A 24517-nucleotide genomic window follows, 5' to 3' on the forward strand; every position below is an offset into this window, starting at 1 on the left:
GCCGCCGGCCGGATCAGCTAATTCGGTCGGTGGCCGACGTCGCGAAGCCGGTCGCGCGGCTGCCCGGCGCACGGTCGCGCTCGGCGAAGTACGCGCGCGCATTCGCGACGTCGAGCGCGATCGCCCGCGACAGCGCCTCGAGATCGTCGAACTTCGCCTCGTCGCGCAGCTTCTTCAGAAATTCGACGCGGATCAGTTTGCCGTATGCGTCGCCGTGCCAGTCGAGCAGATGGACTTCGAGCAGCGTGCGGCCGGAATCGTCGACCGTCGGGCGCAGCCCGAGGCTCGCGACGCCCGGCAGCGGGGTGGGGCCGAGGCCGTGCACCTGCACGACGAAGATGCCCTTGAGCGCCGGCCGCTTGTGCGCGATCGGCAGGTTCAGCGTCGGAAAGCCGAGATCGCGGCCGAGCTTCAGCCCGTGCGCGACGTGGCCGCTGATCAAGTAGCCGTGGCCGAGCGCCTGCGCGGCCGCGTCGAGATCGCCGGCGGTGAGCGCCGCGCGCACACCGGAGCTGGAAATGCGCGTGCCGTCGCTGCCGGCGACCGTGCCCATCTGCTCGACTTCGAAGCCGTACTGCTCGCCGGCTGCCTTCAGCGTGTCGAAGGTGCCCGCGCGTTTCGCGCCGTAGCAGAAATCGTCGCCGACCATCATCCAGCGCGTGTGCAGCCCGTTCACCAGCGTGCGCTCGACGAACGCCTGCGGCGACTGGCTCGCGAAGGTGTGATTGAAGTGCTCGACGACGACGCGGTCGACCCCGTGGTCGCGCAGCGCCTCGAGCTTGTCGCGCAGCATCGCGATGCGCGGCGGCGCGCCGGCCGGGTTGAAGAATTCGCGCGGGTGCGGCTCGAACGTCATCACGCACACGGGCAGGCCGCGCGCGTCCGCTGCCGCGCGCACGCGCGCGAGCAAGGCCTGGTGGCCGCGATGGACACCGTCGAAGTTGCCGATCGTCAGCGCGCACGGGGCGCGGCTCTCGGCGTTGGGCAGGCCGCGGAAGACTTTCACGATAGCGGATGCAGCGTCGGGGAATGGGCGGTGGGATGCCGCAAAGCAGAAGATTATAAACGTTCGGGCGGGCCGGCGGCCGAGAAGGCGGGAAACGCGAGGGCGAATGGTAAAATTCGCGGATGAAAAAACTCGTGATCCTGATTTCCGGTCGCGGCAGCAACATGGAGGCCATCGTCCGCGCGTGCGCGCAGGAACGCTGGCCGGCCGAGGTCGCCGCCGTGATCGCCAACCGGCCCGACGCGGCCGGCCTGGCTTTTGCCGCGTCGCACAGGGTAGCGACGGCGGTGGTCGACCATCGGTCGTTCGACGGCCGCGACAGCTTCGACGCGGCGCTCGCCGCGGAGATCGACCGTTTCTCGCCCGATCTCGTCGTCCTCGCCGGCTTCATGCGCATCCTCACGCCCGCTTTCGTCAGACGTTACGAGGGCCGGCTGCTGAATATCCATCCGTCGCTGCTGCCGAGCTTCAAGGGCATCCACACGCACCAGCAGGCGCTGGATGCCGGCGTCGCGCTGCATGGCGCGAGCGTGCATTTCGTCATTCCCGAGCTCGACAGCGGCGCGATCGTCGCGCAGGGCGCGGTGCCCGTGCGCGCCGGCGACGACGCAGCGGCACTCGCGCGGCGCGTGCTGGCGGTCGAGCACGTGCTGTATCCGCGCGCGGTGCGCTGGTTCGTCGACGGCCGGTTGCGCCTCGAGAACGGCCGTGCAGTGGTGGCGCCCGAAGAGGCGCGCTGGATTTTCGCGGATGAACCGCATACCGAAACGAGTGAGGGCGTATGAAGCTGCACGGATTCCTGATCGGCCAGACCGAGACTTTGCTGGCCGAGGTGCTGAAGTTCGCCGGCCCCGCCGACGCGACGACGAGCCGGTTCTTCCGTGCGCACCCGAAGCTCGGGCATGCCGAGCGCGGTGTGATCGCCGAGGCCGTGTTCGCGGTGCTGCGCCGGAAGATGGAGTTTTCGCATCTGGCCGAGAGCGGCACGGGCACGCCCGCGCGACGCCTCACGCTGCTCGGCCTGATGCAGACGGTCGGTCGCAATGCGCTGAAGCCGTTCCTGTCCGACACCGAGTCCGCATGGCTCGAGCACGTGTCGAAGATCGATCCGGCGAGCCTGCCCGTGCGCATTCGCACGAATCTGCCCGACTGGATTCACCAGGCGCTGTCGGCCCGTTTCGACGCCGACGAACTCGCGCAACTCGCCGCCGCGCTGAACTACCCGGCGCCGCTCGACCTGCGTGCCAACGCGCAGAAGGCGAGCCGCGACCAGGTGATCGAAGCGCTGCGCGTGAGCGGCATCGACGCGGGCGCGACGCCGTTCGCGCCGTTCGGGGTGCGCGTGGTCGGCAAGCCGGCGCTGACGCGCCTGAAGCTGTTCGAGGAAGGGGCGATCGAGGTGCAGGACGAAGGCAGCCAGCTGCTGTGCTCGCTGGTCGCGCCGCGGCGCGGCGAGATGGTCGTCGATTTCTGCGCGGGCGCGGGCGGCAAGACGCTTGCGCTCGGCGCGATGATGCGCTCGACCGGGCGCCTGTATGCGTTCGACATCTCGGAAAAGCGCCTCGCGAAGCTGAAGCCGCGCCTCGCGCGCAGCGGGCTGTCGAACGTGAACCCGGTGCTGATCGACAGCGAGCACGACGCGAAGATCAAGCGGCTCGCGGGCAAGATCGACCGCGTGCTGGTCGACGCGCCGTGCAGCGGCCTCGGCACGTTGCGCCGCAATCCGGACCTGAAGTGGCGCCAGACGCGCACCGCGATCGACGAGCTGACGCCCAAGCAGGTGTCGATCCTCGCGAGCGCCGCGCGGCTCGTGAAGAAGGGCGGCCGGCTCGTCTACGCGACCTGCAGCGTGCTCGACGCCGAGAACGAGCGCATCGTCGAACAGTTCCTGGCCGATCATCCCGACTTCGTGCTGGTGCCGGCGCAGCAGGTGCTGGCCGACCAGCGCATCGCGCTCGAGACGGGCGATTACCTGTCGCTGTGGCCGCACCGTCACGCGACTGACGGCTTCTTCGCCGCGGTGCTCGAACGCCGCGCCGCGCAGTAACGACGCCCGGACGGACGATGGAGAATCTGCAGAGCCGCCTGCTGTCGCACCGGCTGGCGTCGGTGATTCGCGATTTCCACCAGCCGGTGATGATCTGGCAGGCGGCGATCCTCGTCGGGGCGCTGTGTTTCGCGTGGGTAGCCGCGCGCTTCGTGCACGGCCGGATCGACGCTCGGCGCCGGGCCGCTGGACGCGCACCGGGCGCGGGCGCGCAAAGCCTGAAGCGGGCGCTGTTTCCGCTGTTCGGCAGCGTGTTCGTCGGCGGCGCGCAGCTCGCGTTCGACCCGTTCATGTCGACGTCGCTGCTGTCGCTCGCGCTCGTGCCGCTGTTCGGCATCGGGCTGATCTACGTGCTGTTCTTCTTCGCGCGACGCGTGTTCGCGCGCGACGGCCACACGCACGCATGGCTGTCGATCGTCGAGAAGATCGTGTCGACCGTCGTGTGGGCCGCGATGGTGATGACCGTGCTCGGCATCCAGCACGACGTGCTCGGCTGGCTCGACAGCGTGCAGTTCCGGGTCGCGACTGCGCACCTCACGCTGCTGTCGGTGATTTCCGGCGCGCTGTGGGTCTGCGTGACGCTGATGGTCGCGATGTGGCTCGGCTCGGTGCTCGAGGATCGCCTGTCGCGCGCGAGCACGCTCGACGCGAACCTGAAGGTCGTGCTGTCGCGGGTCGGCCGCGCGCTGCTCGTGTTCGCGGCGGTCCTGATCGGGCTGTCGCTCGTCGGCATCGACGTGACGGTGCTCGGCGTGTTCGGCGGCGCGGTGGGCGTCGGCCTCGGTTTCGGGTTGCAGAAGATCGCGAGCAACTACGTGTCGGGCTTCATCATCCTGCTCGACCGCTCGCTGCGGCTCGGCGATGCGATCAGCGTCGGCGGGCTGCAGGGCGTCGTCACGCAGATCCGCACGCGCTACACGGTCGTGCGCGGCCTCGACGGCAACGAGACGCTGATCCCGAACGAGAAGCTGATCACCGACGTCGTGCAGAACCAGTCGTCGTACCTGACGCGCGGCTACGCGAAAGTCGCGGTGCAAGTCGCGTACACGAGCGACGTCGAGCGGGCGCTCGCGTTGCTCGCCGACGCCGCGAAGGACGTGCCGCGCGTGCTGGCCGAGCCGGCGCCGACTCCGTATCTCGTGAGTTTCGGCGCGGACGGGATCGACCTGGAGCTCGGCTTCTGGATCGAGGATGCGGCGAAAGGCACGTCGGGCGTGCGCTCGAGCGTGAACCGCAACATCTGGCGGCTGTTCAGCGAGCACGGGATTTCGATTCCGTTTCCGCAGCGCGAAGTGCGCGTGGTCGGGCTGCCGGACGGCTTTCCCGCGCCGGGCATGGCGGCCGGGGCCGATCCGGCGGCTGCCAATGGTGCGCTGGACGCGCGCACACCGGCGGCGTAGCGGGCGGGTGCGGTCGATCGTACCGATTCCGCGGTCGAAACCGGATCGTAGGCCTTTTCCAGTCCGCCCGTGGACCGCGCGGATTGCGTCAAGGCAAGAAAATATTCATTTTTTACAAAGACTTGGAACGGTTGAAGTAAAATTCTGGTCTACACGCGGTATGCTTTCATTTTTCTGACGCTGGCGTGAGCCGGCGTCGCTCTCATCACAGGTAACTGCCTTGTTGAATTCCCTGCTCGATTTTCTTTCCCACGGGCTTCTGCATTTTTCGTGGTGGCAGGTCGCGCTGTTCGCGCTCGCCGTCACGCACGTCACGATCATCGGCGTAACGGTCTACCTGCACCGCTGCCAGGCGCACCGCGCGCTGGAGCTGCATCCGATCGCGAGCCATTTCTTCCGTTTCTGGCTGTGGATGACGACCGGGATGCTGACCGGCCAGTGGGCCGCGATCCATCGCAAGCACCACGCGAAGTGCGAAACCGAGGAAGATCCGCACAGCCCGCAGACGCGCGGCATCTGGAAGGTGTTCCTCGAGGGCGCCGAGCTGTACCGCGCGGAAGCGAAGAACGAGGAGACGATGCGCAAGTTCAGCCACGGCACGCCGAACGACTGGCTCGAGCGCAATCTCTACTCGAAGTACCCGATCCTCGGCATCAGCATGATGATGGTGATCGACGTCGCGCTGTTCGGCGTGCTCGGCCTGACCGTGTGGGCCGTGCAGATGGTGTGGATCCCGTTCTGGGCGGCGGGCGTCGTCAACGGCTTCGGTCACTTCTGGGGCTATCGCAACTTCAACTCGGCCGACGCGAGCACGAACCTGTTCCCGTGGGGCATCGTGATCGGCGGCGAAGAGCTGCACAACAACCACCACACGTTCGCGACGTCGGCGAAGCTGTCGAACAAGTGGTACGAGTTCGACATCGGCTGGATGTACATCCGGATCATGTCGGCATTCGGTCTCGCCAAGGTCAAGAAGGTTGCGCCCACGCCGCGCCTGAACAAGCCGAAGACGGTGCTCGACCAGGAAACGCTGCAGGCCGTGCTGTCGAACCGCTACGAAGTGATGGCGCGCTACGGCAAGGCCGTGAAGCGTGCGTACCGCCAGGAGCTCGCGCACCTGAAGGAGCTCGGTTCGAGCGAGAAGTACCAGTTGATGCGCAGCGCGCGCAAGTGGTTCCACAAGGATGCCGACGGCCTCGACGAGCCGCAGAAAAAGCTGCTGCCGGAAATCTTCGCGAACAGCCAGAAGCTGCATACGTACTTCCAGCTGCGCCAGGATCTCACCGCGATCTGGGATCGTTCGACCGCGTCGCGCGAACAACTTCTCGCGCAATTGCAGGATTGGTGCCATCGTGCAGAACAAAGCGGCATCAAGGCGCTGCAGGAATTCGCGATGCGCCTGCGTCGCTACGCCTGATTCGAAATCGATTAGAATCTCAGGACGTCACAAACCCCGCGTTGGCGGGGTTTTTTCATTTGGGCCACCGGTTTTTGACGGATCGGCAGCGCCTGAATGGGTATGAGGCTTGGGGAGATGGCGAGTGGGGCGCCCCGGGCGAGTGCAAGGGATGGGATCGGGGCAGGGCGCCGAAGCGCCCACGCTGATCGACCGCGAAGCATGGGATCGGAGTAAGCGCTGAAGCGCTAACTCTGATCGACAGGAGATATGGAGATGCAATCGACGATCAAACCCGTCGAGTACGACCGGCCCGTCGCCGCAGGGACCGTATGCGGCGTGGGACAGGCGTGGGCCAAGGTGCCCGAGGCGCCGTCCGCCGAGGAGCGCGTTGAGCTGAAGGCGCGCATCAAGGCGTTGCTCGCCCGTGAAAAGGCCGTGCTGGTCGCCCACTACTACGTGGATGCCGAACTGCAGGAACTGGCCGACGAAACCGGCGGCTGCGTGGCCGATTCGCTCGAAATGGCTCGCTTCGGCCGCGATCACGACGCGCAGACGCTGGTCGTCGCCGGCGTGCGCTTCATGGGCGAAACCGCGAAGATCCTGAGCCCGAACAAACGGATCCTGATGCCCGATCTCGACGCGACCTGTTCGCTCGACCTCGGCTGCCCGGTCGACGAATTCTCGGCCTTCTGCGATGCGCATCCGGACCGTACCGTCGTCGTCTACGCGAACACCAGTGCGGCCGTGAAGGCGCGCGCGGACTGGATGGTCACGTCGTCGATCGGTCTCGAGATCGTGGCCGACCTGCACGCGCGCGGCGAAAAGATCATCTGGGCGCCCGACCGCCATCTGGGCAGCTATATCCAGAAGAAGACCGGCGCGGACATGCTGCTGTGGCAGGGCTCGTGCCTTGTCCACGACGAGTTCAAGGGCATCGAGCTCGATCTGCTGCGCGCCGAATATCCGGACGCGAAGGTGCTCGTCCATCCCGAGTCGCCGGAAAACGTCGTGGCGCAGGCCGATGTCGTCGGTTCGACCACGCAACTGATCGACGCGGCCGTCAAGTTCGACGCGAAGCGCTTCATCGTCGCCACCGATCTCGGCATCCTGCACAAGATGCAGCTTGCGGCGCCCGGCAAGACCTTCATCGCGGCGCCGACGGCCGGCAACAGCGCGACCTGCAAGAGCTGCGCGCACTGCCCGTGGATGGCGATGAACGGCCTCGCGAACCTGGCCGACGTGCTCGAACGCGGCCACAACGAGATTTTCGTCGATCCCGCGATCGGGGAGCGCGCGCGTTTGCCGATCGACCGGATGCTCGAATTCGCGGCCGCGCACAAGAAGCGCGTGCAGGCGAGCGGCGACTTGCAGCGCGACCAGCAACTGTTTGCGAACGTGGGGGCGGCGTAATGAACGGCCCCCACGCTCACATTCGTTCGGCTCCCCCCGAGGGGGCGGCCGCCTTCCCTGGGGGCGGCCCGGCGGAAGGCGCCGCGACTGCAGTCTCCCCGCTGTTCGAAGCCGTCCGCGCGCAATACGGCGCGGCATTCGACGCAGCGATCGCACGCAACGTGGCCGATGCGATCGCCGAAGATGTCGGCACCGGCGATCAGACCGGGCGGCTCGTGCCGGCCGGCGAGCGCCGACGTGCGCGGATCATCGTGCGCGAGGAAGCCGTGCTGTGCGGCGTACCGTGGTTCGACGCCGTGATCGCCCGGATCGATCCGTCGATCGTCGTGCAATGGCGCTATCGCGAAGGCGACCGGATGACGGCGGATTCGATCGTGTGCGAACTCGAAGGGCCGGCGCGCGCGCTGCTGACCGCCGAGCGCAACGGGCTGAACTTCCTGCAACTGCTGTCGGGCGTCGCGACCGCGACGCGACGTTACGTCGATCGCGTCGAAGGCACGCGCGCGAAGATCCTCGATACGCGCAAGACGCTGCCGGGGCTACGGCTCGCGCAGAAGTACGCCGTGCGCGTGGGCGGCGGCGAGAACCAGCGTCTCGCGCTGTACGACGGCATCCTGATCAAGGAAAACCACATCGCGGCGGCTGGCGGTGTCGGCGAGGCGCTCGATGCGGCGTTCGCGCTGGAGTCGGGCGTGCCCGTGCAGGTCGAGGTCGAGACGCTCGCGCAGCTCGACACGGCGCTCGCGCATGGCGCGCAGTCGGTGCTGCTCGACAACTTCACGCTCGACATGATGCGCGAAGCGGTGCGTGTGGCGAATGGCAAGGCCGTGCTCGAAGTATCGGGCGGCGTCAATTTCGATACGGTGCGCACGTTCGCGGAGACGGGCGTCGATCGCATCTCGATCGGCGCGCTGACGAAGGACGTGCGGGCGACGGACTATTCGATGCGGATTGTCGACTGATCGAACGTCGTTCGATCAGACAAAAGCCGTTGGCGCGCAAACGCCAACGGCTTTTTTCTTCTGCTGCGGACGCGACGGGGAGGGGCGGCGCGCCGCTCAGCGGCGTACGCGCGGCGTGAGCACGCTCGGCAATGCCTTCGGCAGCGTATGCGGCCAGTCGCGGCTGTAGTGCAGCCCGCGGCTTTCGCGGCGCGAGTGCGCGCTCTTCACGATCAGCGTCGCCACGTCGACGAGGTTCCGCAGTTCGAGCAGATCGCGCGTCACGCGGAAATTCGCGTAGTACTCGTGGATCTCGTCGCGCAGCAGCGACAGCCGGTGCTTCGCGCGCTCGAGGCGCTTGTCGGTGCGCACGATGCCGACGTAGTTCCACATCAGGCGGCGCAGTTCGTCCCAGTTGTGTGCAACGACGACTTCCTCGTCCGCATCCGACACGCGGCTTTCATCCCAGGCGGGCAGCGCGGCGGGCGCGTCGGCGTCGAAGCCGGCCGCCTCGATCGCCCCGGCCGCGGCGCGGCCGATCACGAGGCATTCGAGCAGCGAGTTGCTCGCGAGCCGGTTCGCGCCGTGCAACCCCGTGTACGACGTTTCGCCGACCGCATACAGGCCGGCGAGATCGGTGCGGCCGGCGAGATCGGTGACGACGCCGCCGCACGTATAGTGCGCGGCCGGCACGACGGGGATCGGCTGTTTCGCGATGTCGATGCCGAATTCGAGGCAGCGCGCATGGATCGTCGGGAAATGTTCGCGGAGGAACGCTTCCGGCTGGTGGCTGATGTCGAGATACACGCAGTCGATCCCGCGCTTCTTGATCTCGAAGTCGATCGCGCGTGCGACGATGTCGCGCGGCGCGAGTTCGGCGCGCGGATCGTGCGCGGGCATGAAGCGCGTGCCGTCGGGCAGCTTCAGGAGGCCGCCTTCGCCGCGCACGGCTTCCGAAATCAGGAACGACTTCGCGTACGGATGAAACAGGCAGGTCGGGTGGAACTGGATGAATTCCATGTTCGACACGCGACAGCCGGCACGCCACGCCATCGCGATGCCGTCGCCGGTCGCGGTGTCGGGATTCGTCGTATACAGATAGACCTTGCCGGCGCCGCCGGTGGCGAGCACCGTATGCGGTGCCTCGATCGTGATCGTCCGATCGTTGTCGACGTCGAGCGCATACAGGCCGTGACAGCGGCGGCCGGGCAGGCCGAGCCGGTCCGACGTGATCAGGTCGATCGCATGGTGGTTTTCGAAGAACGTGATGTTCGGATGCTGGCGCGCGCGCGCCGACAGCGTCGCCAGCACCGCATGGCCGGTCGCATCGGCTGCATGGATGATCCGGCGGTGACTGTGGCCACCTTCGCGCGTCAGGTGAAAGCCGAGTTCGGCCGCGTCGTCCTTCGTGAACGGCACGCCTTGCGAGATCAGCCATTCGATCGCTTCGCGGCCGTGCTCGACGATGTAGCGCGTCGCGCCTTCGTCGCACAAGCCGCCACCGGCGACCAGCGTGTCGTCGACGTGGTCCTCGATGCTGTCCGCCGAGTCGAGGACCGCCGCGATGCCGCCCTGCGCGTTATCGCTCGCCCCCTCCATCATCGAACGTTTCGCGATCAACGCGACACGTCGCGTGCTGGCCAGGTTGAGTGCGACCGACAGCCCTGCCAGGCCGCTGCCGACGATCGCCACGTCGAATTTCATGCTGCATCTCCATCGTTACGCTTTTTGATCTTGCGTTCCGTCGGCCGTCGCCGCGGAAAGGGGAGAGCATACCGCGTCGGGCGCGAGCGCGCGCGCCAAAACAAAAAGCCCCGCAGATGCGGGGCTTTTCGGTCGCCGTCAGGCTGGCAGAAACCGGAGATTACTTGATCTTGGTTTCTTTGTATTCCACATGCTTGCGGACGACGGGATCGAACTTCTTGATCGCCATCTTTTCCGGCATGTTGCGCTTGTTCTTCGTGGTCGTGTAGAAGTGACCCGTACCAGCGGTCGACTCGAGCTTGATCTTGTCGCGGGCGCCTTTTGCCATGATTGTGCTCCTTGGGCTTAGGCTTCGCCGCGTGCGCGCAGGTCAGCGAGCACGGAATCGATGCCGTTCTTGTCGATCAGGCGCAGGCCGGCGTTCGAGACGCGCAGGCGCACCCAGCGGTTTTCGCTCTCTACCCAGAACCGGCGGTTTTGCAGGTTCGGCAGGAAGCGACGCTTCGTCTTGTTGTTGGCGTGGGAAACGTTGTTGCCGCTCATCGGCGCTTTCCCAGTTACTTGGCATACGCGTGCCATGAGAGCACTCCTAATACGCTAAATTCGGGGTTCGATCGCCGGTGAAGGTTCCATCGCACCGCCACGTGATCCATGGCTGCACTCAGAACGCCGTAGCCCTTACAGACAAGGCCCTTCGATGGCTAGAACTGGTTGGAAAAAAGACAGACGGCGATTCTAGCAGAAAAAGTTCAGAAAAATCAAACCTAATTTCGCTTCGCCGTTGCGGCGCCTTGGGATGGGCCGCCGCGCCACAGTCTACAGCCAACCGGCCCGCGCGAACGAAAAAGTATCGCTGACGCCGACGACGATGTGATCGAGCAGCCGCACGTCGACGAGCTCGAGCGCGTCTTTCAGCACGCGGGTCAGGCGGCGGTCTTCCGCGCTCGGTTGCACCGCGCCCGACGGATGGTTGTGCGCGACGATCAGCGCCGCGGCGTTGTGTTTCATCGCGCGGCGCACGATCTCGCGCGGATAGACGGCCATGCGCGTGAGCGAGCCGCGCGCGATTTCCTCCATGTCGATCAGGCAGTTGCGCGCGTCCAGGTAGACCGCGATGAACACTTCGTACTGGCGCGTGCCGATCTTCAGTCGCAAACAATCCTCGACGGCACCGGGCGAGTCGATCTGCATCCGTTCTTCCGCTTTCTCCACCAGCATGCGCCGCGCGATCTCGGTGACCGCGACGAGGCGCGCGGAGCGCGCGGGGCCGATGCCGGGATGCGCCTCGAAATCGTCGGTGGTCGCTTCGAGCAGCCCGTGCAACGTGCCGAACTGCTCGACCAGTCCGCGGGCGGTGACGAATACGTCGTGCCCGGGCTTGCCGGTGCCGAGCAGCAGCGCGATCAGCTCGTCGTCGGTCAGCGCGGCCGGCCCGCGTTCCACCAGCCGTTCGCGCGGCCGCTCGGGCCGCCAGTCGCCCGTGCGGCGCCTGCGCCGGTTGATCGGGATGACGCGGCCGGGCGGATCGGCCGGCGTGTCGGCGGTGTCGCGGCATTCGGCCGACGGCAGGATGGGGCGGGGTGACGGCATGATCGGAACTCCATTGGCGGCAGGCGGCGTGCGCAACGTCGTCGCACTTTCCGCCTTGCACGCTCAGGTGACTTACAATATTGGCTTTGCGCCGGGCCATTCGGCCGTATCGGGCGCCGACTGAACGAGTAATTCATGAGCCTCATCGATCTATCCGAAGTGAAGCCCGGTTCCCACGTCACGTTGCATTACCGGCTGGCACTGGCCGACGGCGCCGACATCGTCAACACCTTCTCGGACAAGCCGGCCACGCTGTTGCTGGGCGCGGGGCAACTGGCGCCGTCGCTGGAACAGATTCTGCTCGGGCTCAGGGTCGGCGACCACTCGACTTTTCAGCTAGCCCCCGATCAGGGGTTCGGCCCCCGCAATCCCGACATGCTCCAGCGCGTGACGCTGTCGACGCTGCGCGAGAACGGAATGGTCGGCGACGATTTCACGCCGGGCGAACTCATCGAGTTCAATGCACCGGATGGCGGGCGCTACGCGGGGGTGCTGAAGGAAGTCGGCGAGACCTCGGCACTGTTCGACTTCAATCATCCGCTCGCGGGCCAGGCGCTCACGTTCGAAGTGAAAATCATCGGAATCCTGTAATCATGAGTACCACCGATATGCTGTCCGGGCAGACCGTCGCCGCCGACGCCGAAATCCTGCTGGCCCAGCCGCGCGGCTTCTGTGCGGGCGTCGACCGCGCGATCGAGATCGTCGAGCGCGCCATCGCGATGCACGGTGCGCCGATCTACGTTCGTCACGAAATCGTCCACAACAAGTACGTGGTCGAGGATCTGAAGAAGAAGGGCGCGATCTTCGTCGAAGAGCTCGAGGAAGTGCCGGCCGGCAATACCGTGATCTTCAGTGCGCACGGCGTGTCGAAAGCCGTGCGCGACGAGGCCGACGTACGCGGGCTGCGCATTTACGACGCAACCTGCCCGCTCGTCACGAAGGTGCACGTCGAGGTCGCGAAGATGCGCCAGGACGGCGTCGACATCGTCATGATCGGGCACAAGGGCCATCCCGAAGTCGAAGGCACGATGGGCCAGGTCGAGCGCGGCATGCACCTCGTCGAAAGCGTCGAGGACGTGCAGAAGCTCGAGCTCGCCGATCCCGAGCGCATCGCGCTCGTCACGCAGACGACGCTGTCCGTCGACGACGCGGCCGAAATCATCGGCGCGCTGAAGGCGAAGTATCCGAAGATCCGCGAACCGAAGAAGCAGGACATCTGCTATGCGACGCAGAACCGCCAGGACGCGGTGAAGTTCATGGCACCGCAATGCGATGTCGTGATCGTGGTCGGGAGCCCGAACAGTTCGAACTCGAGCCGGCTGCGCGAAGTGGCGGAAAAGCGCGGCGTGGCCGCGTACATGGTCGACGCGCCCGATCAGATCGATCCGGCATGGGTCGCCGGCAAGCGCCGCATCGGCGTGACGGCCGGCGCGTCGGCGCCCGAGGTGCTCGCCCAGGCCGTGATCGCACGGCTGCGCGAACTCGGCGTGCGCAACGTCCGCGCACTCGACGGCATCGAGGAAAACGTGTCGTTTCCGCTGCCGCGCGGGTTGAACCTGCCGCCCGCCACTTGATTGCCGCATCGCACCCGCGGAATACCGAAGCGCGCCTCCCGGCGCGCTTTTTTTGTGTGTCGAAATTGCGATCGCAACCATGATTCCCGATCGTGGTGCAACCCGGTTGCTCCCGGCGCGCTCAATCGTGTCTCAAAATTGGTTGCAATGCAGGAAAACCCCATCGAATCAGGAATATTGGCGTCCTGTAAATGGAGTTACAATGCGCCCGTTTTCAAGCCGGAATGGCTTTGAAATCGGGTTTTGGCAAGGCGCGGGAGACCATTCAATGCATGTGAAGTTGGCTTACGCCGTGTCCGTCGCCGCACCGGTTGCAATCCTTGCCGGCTGCAGCAAAAAGAGCGACGACGGGGCGGGCAGGGAAGCTGCGGGGTTCGCGGCGCCATCGGCCAGCGGCGGGCGCGTCGCCGGAAGCGGACGTGCGGCGCCATCGGCGCGCCGTCTCGCGCAACTGGGCAGGGACAAGGAATACGGGGCACGTTTGACGATCGAGGAAATCAACGCGCTTGGCCCGACGAGCGGGCCGGCAGCGGGCATGCAGGCTGCGTCGCGGCAAGCGGCCGGTCGACGGATGCCGGACGATCGCGGCGTTGCCCGCAGCGTGCCGAGGCCACTGTCCCCCCTTCGATTCGATTCGACGAAACGGCATGCCGCCGCGACCGCCCGTGTCGGGGCGCGCAGCCTGGTTCGTACGATGGATTCCGATGCAGTCCTGACGGAAGTCGGGCGCGATTGCCGCAACGCCTTGCCGGGCGACGCGGCGCGGAATCCGCTCCGTCCGGGCGCGATGTTTGCGTGGCACCGGACGGGCCAAGGCACGGATGCCGGGCAACCGGACGACGGCCGTCTCGGCATGCTGCCCCACGACTTCAAGGAGGCCACGAACACCGTCCTCGATGTCGTGACGATTTAGCGACGGGACTCATGACGGCACCGAAACAGTGCGGTGCCGTTTTCGTATCCGCTCCGGCGGCAGGCCCGGCCGTACAGGCCGGGCGGCGCGCGCCGGGACGATCCACCCTTACCGGTATCGAACTAGTACCCGCAGTGTCGCCGAGAAGGCGCGATTCCTCGCTTACCGGCGGGGCGCAACGTCCTCCGGCAGCATGGGCCAAGGAGCTTTAAATGGATATTTTCGTCCAGCAGGTTCTCAACGGGCTGGTGCTCGGCAGTGTGTACGCCATCATCGCGTTGGGTTACACGATGGTGTACGGCATTCTCGGCATCATCAACTTCGCGCACGGCGACGTGCTGATGATCGGCGCGATGGTCGCGCTGTCGGCCATCACCGTGCTGCAGAACCACTTTCCCGGACTCGGCAACGTCGCGACGCTGACGATCGGCCTGGGCATCGCCGCGGTCGTCTGTGCGTTCGTCGGCTTCACGATCGAGCGCGTCGCGTACCGTCCGCTGCGCCGCGCGCCGCGCCTCGCGCCGCTGATCACCGCGATCGGCGTGTCGATCCTGCTGCAGACGGCCGCGATGATCATCTGGTCGCGCAACCCGCTGCCGTTCCCGCAATTGCTGCCGACCGACCCGATCAACGTGATCAAGGCGACCGACACGACGCCCGGCGCCGTGATCTCGGTCACTGAAATCGTGATCATCGCCGTCGCGTTCATCGTGATGGGCGGCCTGCTGCTGCTCGTGCACAAGACCAAGCTCGGCCGCGCGATGCGCGCGATCGCCGAAAGCCCGAACACCGCGAGCCTGATGGGCGTGAACCCGAACTTCGTGATCTCGGCAACCTTCATGATCGGCTCCGCGCTCGCCGCGTTGGCCGGCGTGATGATCGCGTCCGAATACGGCAACGTGCACTTCTACATGGGCTTCATCCCCGGCATGAAGGCGTTCACCGCGGCGGTGCTCGGCGGGATCGGCAACCTCGGCGGCGCGATGGTCGGCGGCGTGCTGCTCGGCCTGATCGAGCAGCTCGGGGCCGGCTACATCGGCAACCTCACGGGCGGCGTATTCGGCAGCAACTACCAGGACGTGTTCGCCTTCATCGTGCTGATCGTCGTGCTGGTGTTCCGTCCGTCGGGCCTGCTGGGCGAACGGGTCGCGGATCGCGCGTAACGGAAGGGGAGCAAACAACATGACATCCATTCAACCGATCGAATCGTCGACGTCGCTCGTCGAAGAGCGCAACACCGCCAAGACCGTCGTCATCGGCCTCCTCACCGCGGTCCTCGTGATCGCCGCGCCGATCGTGATCGGCTCGGCCGGCGGCAACTACTGGGTGCGCGTGCTCGACTTCGCGATGCTGTACGTGATGCTCGCGCTGGGCCTGAACGTGGTGGTCGGCTTCGCCGGCCTGCTCGACCTCGGCTACATCGCGTTCTACGCGGTGGGCGCGTACACGGCGGCACTGCTGAGCTCGCCGCACCTGACCTCGCAATTCGAGTGGATCGCGGCGCTCGCGCCGAACGGCCTGCACGTGCCGTTCCTGATCATCGTGCCGATCGCGATGGCGCTGGCGGCGACCTTCGGGATCCTGCTCGGGGCACCGACGCTGCGCCTGCGCGGCGACTATCTGGCGATCGTGACGCTCGGCTTCGGTGAAATCGTCCGGATCTTCATGAACAACCTCGACCGTCCGGTGAACATCACCAACGGCCCGAAGGGGATCACGGGCATCGATCCGGTGCACGTCGGCGGCTTCAACCTGTCGCAGACGCATACGCTGTTCGGCTTCCAGCTGCCGTCGGTCTACATGTACTACTACCTGTTCGTGCTCTGCTCGCTGCTGGTGATCTGGGTGTGTACGCGTCTGCAACACTCGCGTATCGGCCGTGCATGGGCAGCGATCCGCGAAGACGAGATCGCGGCGAAGGCGATGGGCATCAACACCCGTAACGTGAAGCTGCTCGCGTTCGCGATGGGCGCATCGTTCGGCGGCCTGTCGGGCTCGATGTTCGGCGCGTTCCAGGGCTTCGTGTCGCCGGAGTCGTTCACGTTCTGGGAATCGATCGTCGTGCTCGCCTGCGTGGTGCTCGGCGGCATGGGCCATATCCCGGGCGTGATCCTGGGCGCGGTGCTGCTCGCGATCTTCCCGGAATTCCTGCGCTCGACGATGAGCCCGCTGCAGCATGCGCTGTTCGGTCATGACGTCGTCGATACCGAAGTGATCCGTCAGGCGCTGTACGGCCTCGCGATGGTGATCATCATGCTGTACCGCTCGGAAGGCCTGTGGCCCGCGCCGAAGCATGAGGACAAGATCGCGAAACTGGCGAAGCGCAACAGCAAGAAGCCGGTGCGCGCTTAACCAACGGACAAGGGGATACACACATGAGCGACAAGCAAATCCGACTGTCCGTGCAGGGCGTGAACAAGCGTTTCGGCGGCCTGCAGGCGCTGTCCGACGTCGGCCTCCAGATCAAGGAAGGCGAGATCTACGGCCTGATCGGCCCGAACGGCGCCGGCAAGACGACGTTCTTCAACGTGATCACGGGCCTCTACACGCCGGACTCCGGCGACTTCAAGCTGGACGGCCAGAACTACACGCCGACGGCCGTGCACCAGGTGGCCAAGGCCGGCATCGCGCGCACGTTCCAGAACATCCGCCTGTTCGGGGGGATGACGGCGCTCGAGAACGTGATGGTGGGCCGCCACGTGCGCACCAAGCACGGGCTGCTCGGCGCGGTGTTCCAGACGCCGGCCGAACGCCAGGAAGAGCGCGAGATCAAGGAACGCGCGATCGAGCTGCTCGAATACGTCGGCGTGCTGCAGTACGCCGACTACACGTCGCGCAACCTGTCGTACGGTCACCAGCGTCGTCTGGAAATCGCACGGGCCCTTGCGACCGATCCGAAGCTGCTCGCGCTCGACGAGCCGGCCGCCGGGATGAACGCGACCGAGAAGGTCGAACTCACGCGCCTGCTCGACAAGATCCGCTCGGACGGCCGCACGATCCTGCTGATCGAGCACGACGTGAAGCTCGTGATGGGGCTGTGCAACCGGATGACGGTGCTCGATTACGGCAAGGTGATCGCCGAGGGTCTGCCGCAGGACGTGCAGAAGAATCCGAAGGTGATTGAGGCATATCTCGGCGCAGGGGTGCACTGATGGCAGCGGCAATGTTGAAAATCAAGGGCTTGCAGGTCAACTACGGCGGCATCCAGGCCGTCAAGGGCGTTGACATGGAAGTCCGTCAGGGCGAGCTCGTGACGCTGATCGGCGCGAACGGCGCCGGCAAGACCACGACGATGAAGGCGATTACCGGCCTGAAGCCGTACTCGGCAGGCGACATCGAGTACGACGGCAAGTCGATCAAGGGCGTGCCGTCGCACGAACTGCTCAAGCGCGGGCTCGCGATGGTGCCGGAAGGCCGCGGGATCTTCGCGCGGATGTCGATCATCGAGAACATGCAGATGGGCGCGTACCTGCGCAACGACAACGAGCAGATCAAGAAGGACGTCGACCGGATGTTCGGCTTTTTCCCGCGCCTGAAGGAACGGGCGACGCAGCTCGCGGGCACGCTGTCGGGCGGCGAGCAGCAGATGCTGGCGATGTCGCGCGCGATTCTGAGCAAGCCGAAGTTGCTGCTGCTCGACGAGCCGTCGATGGGTCTGTCGCCGATCATGGTCGAGAAGATCTTCGAAGTGGTGCGCGAGATTTCGAAGGAAGGCATCACGGTGCTGCTGGTCGAGCAGAACGCACGCCTCGCGCTGCAGGCGGCCGACCGCGGCTACGTGATGGATTCGGGCACGGTCACGATGGAAGGCGATGCGAAGCAGATGCTCGACGATCCGAAGGTGCGGGCTGCGTATCTCGGTGAATGAATGAGCGGGCCCGGCGCGGCGGCGGTTGCCGGCGCGTCGCGCAAGGGCTTTCGAAAAGCTGTCGCGGGATGCCGTGACAGCTTTTTTTTCGTCCGGCGTGTCCGGCGGCGAACTGTGCTCGCGGATGCGACTCCATTCGTCGGGTAGCGAGGCCGGCCACGCGGTGCGGGACACGGCGGCGTGTCGGTTTGCCGGCAGCCGTCCGCCACCGGCCGTCCGCCACTGGCCCTTTGCCACTGGCCCTCCTCAAACCGACACGCGGGAGGCGTAGCATGGCCGATCCATCGCGATACGGAGAGCACGCATGAGTCTGGACTACGGTTTCGTGAAGGCGAAGGTGACGTCGGTGGCGCAGCTGAAGGGCTCACCGCACGGCAGCGAGATCCAGTATCACATCCATCTGACGCTCGCGTTGCCGAGCGGCGACTGGGATGTCGCGGTCAATGTCGGCACCAACGATGCGGATGACCTGCTGAACTACAAGCTCGTCTACGATTTCCATCATCCGATCACGGCGACGCTGGCGGCCGCAGCCGAAGGCTATACGGACCTCACCGGGCACGCCGCGCTACCTGCGCTCGACTATTTGCGTAGCGATATCCTGAACGAGACGGGGGCGTGGCGCGCGAGCGCCGTGATGGACGGCACCGAGCACGCGGAGCCGATTCCGTCGCTGCTGCGGCTCGTCAATGTCGCCCAGTCGCAAGGGCTCGATGTGGTCGTTTTCGGCCGCACGTATGCGCAAGGCAACGGCATCCACGACACGCACATGAACCAGGGCTCGACAGGCTCGAACTACCTGCACCGCGCGGGCAACGACCGCAACGACCACAACGACGTGTGGCAGGACGGCGCGCTGATCGTGCGCGTGAGCGACACGCAGTGGGCGGCGTATTTCGCGGCGTTCGAGCAGCAGGCCGTGCCGACCGACGCGCTCGGCAATCCGCTGCCGGGCGCGGGGCCGATCACGCGCTGAACCGTGTAGCAGCCGGCGGCCCCGCGTTACGCGGCGGGCAGCGTCTTGCCGAACGAGATGCGTTCCTCGACGCGATAGCCGAGCGCCGCATAGAAGCGGCATGCATCGTCGTTGCCGGGCAGCACCTGCAGGTTGATCTTCAGGCAGCCGCGCGCGGCGAGGGCGCGCTCCGCATGTGCGATCAGCGCGCGGCCGACGCCGAGCCGGCGTACGTCGTTCGCGACGCCGAACGAATAGAGCCAGCCGCGATGTCCGTCGAAACCGGCCATCAGCGTGCCGACGACGCGCGCCCCGCTGGTCGCGACGAAGAACAGCTCCGGCTGCGTCGCGAGCTTCAGCTCGATCGATCGTAGCGGATCGCGGTGCGGCGGCGCACCGGCTTCGTCGTACTGCGGGAACGCGTCGCGCCATACCGCGAGGACGGCATCGGTGTCGGCGCGTTCGAACGGGCGGATCACGACAGCATCGGCGGCGGCATCCATCGCGGCGGCTCCCTTACAGCGTGTCGAGGATCGACCGCAGCATCGCCATCATCCGGTCGATTTCTTCGGTCGTCACGTTCAGCGCGGGCATGAAGCGCAGCAGGTTCGGCCGCGCGGCATTCAGCAGCAGGCCGTCGGGCTGCATGTCGCGCGCCTTCTCGACGATCTGCGGGCCGATGTCCTTGCCGAGCAGCAGCGCGCGCAGCAGGCCTTCGCCGCGTTCGCCCTCGAAGCCGCGCTCCTCCGACAGCTCGAGCAGCTTGCGCTTCAGGTATTCGCCGCGCTCGCGCACGCCTTCGAGGAAGCCGGGCGCGACGAGCTGCGAGATGACCGAATATCCGACCGCCGTCATCAGCGGGTTGCCGTTGTACGTGCCGCCCTGGTCGCCGGCCTCGAACACCGCGACATCGGCCTTCGACAGCAGCGCCGCGAGCGGCACGCCGCTGCCGATGCCCTTGCCGAGCGTCATGACGTCCGGCTCGATATCGGCGAGTTCGTACGCGAACAGCGTGCCCGCGCGACCGCAGCCGCTCTGCACTTCGTCGACGATCAGCAGCAGGTTGTGCTGTTTCGTCAGTGCGCGCAACTCGCGCATGAATTCGCGCGTGGCCGGAATCACGCCGCCTTCGCCCTGGATCGGTTCGAGCATCACCGCGACGGTCTTGTCGGTGATCAGCTTCTCGACCGAGTTGATGTTGTTCAGTTCGGCCTTCGGGAAGCCCGGCACCTGCGGCGCATAGATCGTGTCCCAGCCCGGCTTGCCGCTGGCCGACATCGTCGCGAGCGTGCGGCCGTGGAAGCTGTGATCGAACGTGATGATCTCGTACGCGCCGTTCCTGAACTTGCGGCCCCACTTGCGCGCGAGCTTGATCGCGCCTTCGTTCGCCTCGGCGCCGCTGTTCGTGAAGAACACCTTGTCGAACACGCTGTGCTGCGTGAGCAGCGCCGCGAGCTTCGCCATCGGCTCGTTGTAGAACGCCGGCGACGGGTTCAGCAGCTTGTCGGCCTGCGTTTTCAGTGCTTCGACGACACCGTCGTTGCAGTGGCCGAGGCTGTTGACGGCCCAGCCCTGGATGAAGTCCAGATAGCGCTTGCCCGTGTGATCGTAGAGCCACGAACCCTTGCCGTGCGTAAACACGATGTCGGGGCGGTTCGTGATGTACATCAGCGAGTCGATCGGATAATCGTTCAGGGGCATGGCGGCAGACTCCAGCGGGCGTTGAAAGGAAACGGGCAATAAAAAAGCCACGGAAGGCCGTGGCTGGTGGGTCGAACAGCTTGTGCGTAACCGGTGATGCGGAGGAGGGTTACGCGCGAGTCCGTGACGAGCCGGCGGCATCCGGGCGGAGCGGCGAGCGGCGACGTCGGAGAGCGGACAGGAAGCGGTTCATGTGCGCAAGCATAAGGCATCCCGCGCCCCACTGTAAACCGCCGCGATGCCACGAATGTGACACGGGCGGTGCGCAGCGGGGCGCGGGCGCGCCCGGCGCTCAGACCGGATGCGCGAGATCGGCGGCGCTCGTAAACGAGTCCGCGTAGAACTCGTCGGCCGGCAGCGCGTGGTGCTGCGTGAAGTCGCGCTGCGCGGATTCGACCATCACCGGCGCGCCGCACGCGTACACCTGATGGCCCGACAGATCGGGCAGGTCCTCGATCACCGCGCGATGGACGAAGCCCGTGCGGCCCGTCCACTGGTCGGCGTCGTCCGGCTCGGAGAGCACCGGCACGTACTTGAAGTTCGGGATGTCGCGCGCCCACTGCTCGGCGAGTTCGGCGAGGTAGATGTCCTTCTTGCGGCGCGCGCCCCAGTAGAGCGTCATCGGGCGCGTGATGCCCGAGTGCTTCACGTGCTCGATGATCGCCTTGATCGGCGCGAAGCCGGTGCCCGACGCGAGCAGCACGATCGGCTTGTCGGAGTCCTCGCGCAGGAAGAACGTGCCGAGCGGGCCTTCGAAGCGCAGGATGTCGCGCTCCTTCATCGCGCCGAACACGTGGTCGGTGAACTTGCCGCCCGGCATGTGGCGGATGTGCAGCTCGATCGGGCCTTCCTCGTGCGGCGCGTTCGCCATCGAGTAGCTGCGGCGCGAGCCGTCCTTCAGGATGAATTCGACGTACTGGCCCGCGAGGTACTGCAGGCGTTCGTTGGCAGGCAACTGCAGCTTCACGACCATCACGTCGTCCGCCTTGCGTTCGAGCGCGGCGATCCGGCACGGCAGCTTCTTGACCTGCACGCCGTCGACGCCGGCGATCTCGCGCACGTCGATCTCGAGATCGCATTGCGCCTTCGAGCAGCACAGCAGCGCGAGGCCGCGCGTGCGTTCGTCGTTGGACAGCGCCGACGCGGCGTGCGGGCCTTGTTCGATCTGGCCCGACACGATCTGGCCCTTGCAGGAGCCGCACGCGCCGTTCTTGCAGCCGTACGGCAGATGGACGTTCTGGCGCAGCGCGGCCGCCAGCACGGTTTCGTCCGACTCGACCTGGAATTGCCGGCCGCTTTGCTTGAGAGTGACGTTGAATGCCATAGAACCAAACTAGAACAAAATGGGAGGACCGTGCGTGTCGCGCACGGCAGCTACAATGCAAAACCGTTGCGCGTCGCGCAACGGCGGCTACTGATTCCGCAACCAACATGATCGCGACACGAATCCTGCGCCGGCCGCGCGTACTGGTCGTCGGCTGCGGCGACGTCGGCATGCGCTGCGTCGCGCAATGGCGTGACGCGCGCCGCAATCTGCGCATCTTCGCGCTGACGAGCCACCCGACCCGCCGCGACGAACTGCGCGCCGTGGGCGCGACGCCGATCGTCGGCGATCTCGATCGCCCGGCGACGCTCGGCCGCCTCGCGGGCCTCGCCCGCACGATCCTGCATCTCGCGCCGCCGCAATCCGACGGCCGCGACGACCGGCGCACGCGTGCGCTGATCGCCGCAACGTCCATGCCCGCGCGTCGGCCGGCGGCGCCGCCGGCACCGGCGGCCGGCCGGCTCCGAACGTTGCGCAGCGCGGCGCGACAGGCCGGCGCGCCCGTTCGGGCAGCGCGTATTGTACCCGACGGTCTTCGCGCGCCGAGGCTCGTCTACGCCAGTACGACGGGCGTCTACGGCGATTGCGGCGGCGCGCGTATCGACGAAACGCACCCGCTGCGCCCCGCGAATCCGCGCGCGTTCCGGCGCGTGTCGGCCGAGCGGCAACTGCGCGCGGCGACGGTGCGCGGCGCGTTGTCCGCGCGCATCGTGCGCATTCCCGGCATCTATGCGGCGAACCGCTTGCCGCTCGCGCGGCTCGAGCGCGGCACGCCGGCGCTCGAGCCGGCCGACGACGTGTACACGAACCACATCCACGCGGACGATCTCGCGGCGATCCTGCGCCGCGCGGCCGAGCGCGGCAAGCCGGCGCGCGTCGTGCACGCGTCGGACGACACCGAACTGCGGATGGGGGAGTATTTCGACCGGGTCGCGCAGGCGCTCGGCCTGCCGAGGCCGCCGCGCGTCAGCCGCGCGGACGCGGAGCGCCTGCTCGAGCCGACGCTGCTGTCGTTCATGCGCGAGTCGCGGCGCCTGTCCAACGCACGGCTCAAAGCCGAATTGTGCGTGACGTTGCGCTATCCGACCGTAGACGATTTCCTTCAAACGCTCGCGCCGGGCAGCGCGTCAGGTGAGCGCCGGTAACGCCTCGATCAGCAGGAAGCACAGCAGCGCACCGATCAGCGCGCCGATCAAGTTCGGATGATATTTGTGCCTCAGATGCATCGTGACCAGCAGGCCGCCGATCGCGATGACGCCGATGACCGCGAACGCGATCATCACCGACGACAGTTCGAAAGAATGGTTGATGTTCATGACGTCCCCCCTGCATCGCTGCTCTTGCAGCTTGTGATTTCAGTATAGCGGGGGAACCTGCGGCGCAGGGGCGGCCGGATGCCGAACGATCGTGCGGATTTTCCCTTACAGGGTTTGGACGGGATTGCGCAGCGCGGCAAGGTCGGCTTCGTCGAGCCACCGCCATGCGCCGGGTGCGAGGTCGGCCGGCAGCGCGAAGCCGCCGATGCTTTCGCGATGCAGCGACTCGACGCGGTTGCTCGCCGCCGCGACCATCCGCTTGACCTGGTGGTACTTGCCTTCGAGCACGGTCAGCGCGAGCGCGTGCGTGTCGCGGGCGGCGGCGGCGACGGCCGCGATCGGCTTCGGCTGGCCATGCAATTGCACGCCGGTGCGCAGCGCCTGCAGTTGCGTGTCGTCGAGCGGGTGGCGTACGGTCGCGACGTAAGTCTTCGGCACCTTGCGCTTCGGCGACGTGTACGCGTGCACGAACTGGCCGTCGTCGGACAGCAGCAGCAGGCCGGTCGTGTCCTGGTCGAGCCGGCCGACGCACTGCACGCCGCGTGCGACGAGCGGCGCGGGCAACAGGCTGAACACGCTCGCATGGTGCTGCGGATCGCGCGAACACTCGTAGCCGGCCGGCTTGTTGAGCGCAAGATATGCGCGCACATGGAACGGCCATGCCGTATCGTCGACCGAGAACACGAGGCCGTCGGTATCGAAGGTGGCGTCCGGGTCGGTCGAGGTCGCGCCCGCGACGGCGACGCGGCCTGCTTCGATCAGGCCGCGGCACTGGCGGCGCGAGCCGAAGCCCTGGGTGTAGAGAATGCTTTCGAGATCCATAGCGCGCGCATTCTATCAAGCACCGGCGCAGGGCCGGCATGGACGCGCATGCTGGTAAGCTGCCGGAACGCTGCGCGGCGCGCGGCGCCCGTTCATTCTTCACGGAACGCTCATGCCTTTCGATTCATTCCCGTTCGGCCGCCGTGCTGCCGCCGTCATCGTCGCCGCGACCGTTTCGTCGACCGCGTTCGCGCACGCGCATCTCGCGAAAAGCGACCCGCCGGCGGGCGCCGCGCTGGCAGCCGCACCGGCGGCCGTCACGATCGACTTCACCGAGCCGCTGGAGCCGGCATTCAGCTCGATCGTCGTCGTCGACGGCGACGGCAAGACGGTGTCGAGCGGCCGCGCGCGCATCGACGCGTCGAACCGCAAGCGGATGACGGTGCCGCTCGCGGCGCTCGGCCCGGGCGCGTATACGGTGAAGTGGGCGGCCGTCGCGACCGACGGGCATCGCACGCAGGGCGCGTACGGCTTCGGCGTGAAGTGACGCAACGGCGGCGGCAAGCCCGTGCCAGGATTGCCGCCGCCTTTATCCGACAGGAGTCTC

26 protein-coding genes are annotated in these 24517 nt (G+C 66.5%); 16 read left to right on the forward strand and 10 right to left on the reverse strand.

The features are described from left to right. Positions 1-13 precede the first annotated feature (13 nt). The gene (locus WT97_RS23250) at positions 14-1006 is read right to left on the reverse strand and encodes a bifunctional riboflavin kinase/FAD synthetase (protein ID WP_059504721.1); all 993 of its coding nucleotides are present in this window, start codon (positions 1004-1006) and stop codon (positions 14-16) included. Between the two features lie 122 nt (positions 1007-1128). Here WT97_RS23250 and purN point away from each other — a divergent pair, with 122 nt between their 5' ends. From purN to nadC, 6 genes are all read left to right on the forward strand, one after another. Beyond that, a complete protein-coding gene (gene purN, locus WT97_RS23255) occupies positions 1129-1791 on the forward strand; it encodes a phosphoribosylglycinamide formyltransferase (protein WP_060354505.1) in 663 nt (220 codons plus the stop codon). Continuing rightward, a complete protein-coding gene (locus WT97_RS23260) occupies positions 1788-3053 on the forward strand; it encodes an RsmB/NOP family class I SAM-dependent RNA methyltransferase (protein ID WP_060354506.1) in 1266 nt (421 codons plus the stop codon). Before purN ends, WT97_RS23260 begins: the two co-directional genes overlap by 4 nt. A 17-nt stretch (positions 3054-3070) precedes the next feature. Beyond that, the gene (locus WT97_RS23265; protein WP_060354507.1) at positions 3071-4453 is read left to right on the forward strand and encodes a mechanosensitive ion channel family protein; all 1383 of its coding nucleotides are present in this window, start codon (positions 3071-3073) and stop codon (positions 4451-4453) included. Between the two features lie 220 nt (positions 4454-4673). Beyond that, positions 4674-5870 carry an acyl-CoA desaturase gene (locus WT97_RS23270; RefSeq protein WP_060354508.1) on the forward strand — a complete coding sequence of 399 codons (1197 nt, stop codon included), beginning with the start codon at positions 4674-4676 and terminating at the stop codon, positions 5868-5870. Positions 5871-6125: 255 nt separating this feature from the next. Then, positions 6126-7262 (forward strand): quinolinate synthase NadA, encoded by a 1137-nt coding sequence (gene nadA, locus WT97_RS23275; RefSeq protein WP_060354583.1) that lies wholly within the window; start codon positions 6126-6128, stop codon positions 7260-7262. Then, entirely contained in the window at positions 7262-8224 is a 963-nt protein-coding gene (gene nadC, locus WT97_RS23280; RefSeq protein ID WP_082751475.1) for a carboxylating nicotinate-nucleotide diphosphorylase, read from the forward strand. The genes nadA and nadC overlap by 1 nt, the downstream gene beginning before the upstream one ends. A 96-nt stretch (positions 8225-8320) precedes the next feature. On the opposite strand, the gene nadB is transcribed toward nadC, so the two are convergent. The 4 genes from nadB to radC all read right to left on the reverse strand — a co-directional run bounded on the left by nadB (position 8321) and on the right by radC (position 11497). After that, positions 8321-9907 (reverse strand): L-aspartate oxidase, encoded by a 1587-nt coding sequence (gene nadB / locus WT97_RS23285; protein ID WP_060354509.1) that lies wholly within the window; start codon positions 9905-9907, stop codon positions 8321-8323. A gap of 160 nt (positions 9908-10067) precedes the next feature. Then, positions 10068-10235: a 50S ribosomal protein L33 gene (rpmG, locus tag WT97_RS23290; RefSeq protein ID WP_006478046.1), complete on the reverse strand. Its 168-nt coding sequence runs from the start codon at positions 10233-10235 to the stop codon at positions 10068-10070. 17 nt (positions 10236-10252) lie between these two features. Next, positions 10253-10486, reverse strand: a complete 234-nt coding sequence (rpmB, locus tag WT97_RS23295; protein WP_004186391.1) for a 50S ribosomal protein L28 — start codon at positions 10484-10486, stop codon at positions 10253-10255. 237 nt (positions 10487-10723) lie between these two features. Next, the gene (gene radC / locus WT97_RS23300; RefSeq protein WP_060354510.1) at positions 10724-11497 is read right to left on the reverse strand and encodes a DNA repair protein RadC; all 774 of its coding nucleotides are present in this window, start codon (positions 11495-11497) and stop codon (positions 10724-10726) included. Between the two features lie 135 nt (positions 11498-11632). On the opposite strand from radC, the gene WT97_RS23305 reads away from it, so the two are divergent. The 8 genes from WT97_RS23305 to WT97_RS23340 all read left to right on the forward strand — a co-directional run bounded on the left by WT97_RS23305 (position 11633) and on the right by WT97_RS23340 (position 18828). Continuing rightward, on the forward strand, positions 11633-12088 hold the full coding sequence (locus WT97_RS23305; RefSeq protein ID WP_034208176.1) for a peptidylprolyl isomerase: 456 nt from the start codon (positions 11633-11635) through the stop codon (positions 12086-12088). 2 nt (positions 12089-12090) lie between these two features. Further along, the gene (gene ispH, locus WT97_RS23310) at positions 12091-13071 is read left to right on the forward strand and encodes a 4-hydroxy-3-methylbut-2-enyl diphosphate reductase (protein WP_059504734.1); all 981 of its coding nucleotides are present in this window, start codon (positions 12091-12093) and stop codon (positions 13069-13071) included. Between the two features lie 268 nt (positions 13072-13339). After that, positions 13340-13984 (forward strand): hypothetical protein, encoded by a 645-nt coding sequence (locus WT97_RS23315; RefSeq protein WP_059504736.1) that lies wholly within the window; start codon positions 13340-13342, stop codon positions 13982-13984. Positions 13985-14196: 212 nt separating this feature from the next. Further along, on the forward strand, positions 14197-15147 hold the full coding sequence (locus WT97_RS23320) for a branched-chain amino acid ABC transporter permease (RefSeq protein ID WP_034208173.1): 951 nt from the start codon (positions 14197-14199) through the stop codon (positions 15145-15147). Positions 15148-15166: 19 nt separating this feature from the next. Continuing rightward, on the forward strand, positions 15167-16336 hold the full coding sequence (locus WT97_RS23325; RefSeq protein WP_059504738.1) for an ABC transporter ATP-binding protein: 1170 nt from the start codon (positions 15167-15169) through the stop codon (positions 16334-16336). Between the two features lie 23 nt (positions 16337-16359). Then, positions 16360-17136: an ABC transporter ATP-binding protein gene (locus WT97_RS23330; RefSeq protein WP_034178806.1), complete on the forward strand. Its 777-nt coding sequence runs from the start codon at positions 16360-16362 to the stop codon at positions 17134-17136. Continuing rightward, positions 17136-17852, forward strand: a complete 717-nt coding sequence (locus WT97_RS23335) for an ABC transporter ATP-binding protein (protein ID WP_006750046.1) — start codon at positions 17136-17138, stop codon at positions 17850-17852. Before WT97_RS23330 ends, WT97_RS23335 begins: the two co-directional genes overlap by 1 nt. 304 nt (positions 17853-18156) lie before the next feature. Continuing rightward, entirely contained in the window at positions 18157-18828 is a 672-nt protein-coding gene (locus tag WT97_RS23340) for a DUF2278 family protein (protein WP_060354511.1), read from the forward strand. Positions 18829-18854: 26 nt separating this feature from the next. On the opposite strand, the gene WT97_RS23345 is transcribed toward WT97_RS23340, so the two are convergent. The 3 genes from WT97_RS23345 to WT97_RS23355 form a co-directional block, all read right to left on the reverse strand. Then, on the reverse strand, positions 18855-19310 hold the full coding sequence (locus WT97_RS23345) for a GNAT family acetyltransferase (RefSeq protein ID WP_034208170.1): 456 nt from the start codon (positions 19308-19310) through the stop codon (positions 18855-18857). Positions 19311-19323: 13 nt separating this feature from the next. Continuing rightward, on the reverse strand, positions 19324-20508 hold the full coding sequence (locus WT97_RS23350; protein ID WP_059504742.1) for an acetylornithine transaminase: 1185 nt from the start codon (positions 20506-20508) through the stop codon (positions 19324-19326). A gap of 292 nt (positions 20509-20800) precedes the next feature. Beyond that, positions 20801-21832, reverse strand: a complete 1032-nt coding sequence (locus WT97_RS23355) for a CDP-6-deoxy-delta-3,4-glucoseen reductase (protein WP_059504744.1) — start codon at positions 21830-21832, stop codon at positions 20801-20803. A gap of 107 nt (positions 21833-21939) precedes the next feature. Between WT97_RS23355 and WT97_RS23360 the strand changes: the two genes are divergently transcribed. Further along, complete coding sequence (locus tag WT97_RS23360) at positions 21940-22977, forward strand: NAD-dependent epimerase/dehydratase family protein (protein ID WP_060354512.1); 1038 nt, start codon at positions 21940-21942, stop codon at positions 22975-22977. Here WT97_RS23360 and WT97_RS23365 read toward each other — a convergent pair. Further along, positions 22960-23148, reverse strand: a complete 189-nt coding sequence (locus tag WT97_RS23365; protein ID WP_059504749.1) for a hypothetical protein — start codon at positions 23146-23148, stop codon at positions 22960-22962. The two genes, WT97_RS23360 and WT97_RS23365, sit on opposite strands and share 18 nt — an antisense overlap. Positions 23149-23253: 105 nt before the next feature. Further along, positions 23254-23970 (reverse strand): pseudouridine synthase, encoded by a 717-nt coding sequence (locus tag WT97_RS23370; protein ID WP_059795777.1) that lies wholly within the window; start codon positions 23968-23970, stop codon positions 23254-23256. A 112-nt stretch (positions 23971-24082) separates the two neighbouring features. On the opposite strand from WT97_RS23370, the gene copC reads away from it, so the two are divergent. After that, positions 24083-24457 (forward strand): copper homeostasis periplasmic binding protein CopC, encoded by a 375-nt coding sequence (gene copC / locus WT97_RS23375; RefSeq protein WP_059504752.1) that lies wholly within the window; start codon positions 24083-24085, stop codon positions 24455-24457. Positions 24458-24517 lie beyond the last annotated feature (60 nt).

This window comes from Burkholderia sp. MSMB1459WGS (assembly GCF_001534535.1).
Lineage (GTDB): Bacteria > Pseudomonadota > Gammaproteobacteria > Burkholderiales > Burkholderiaceae > Burkholderia.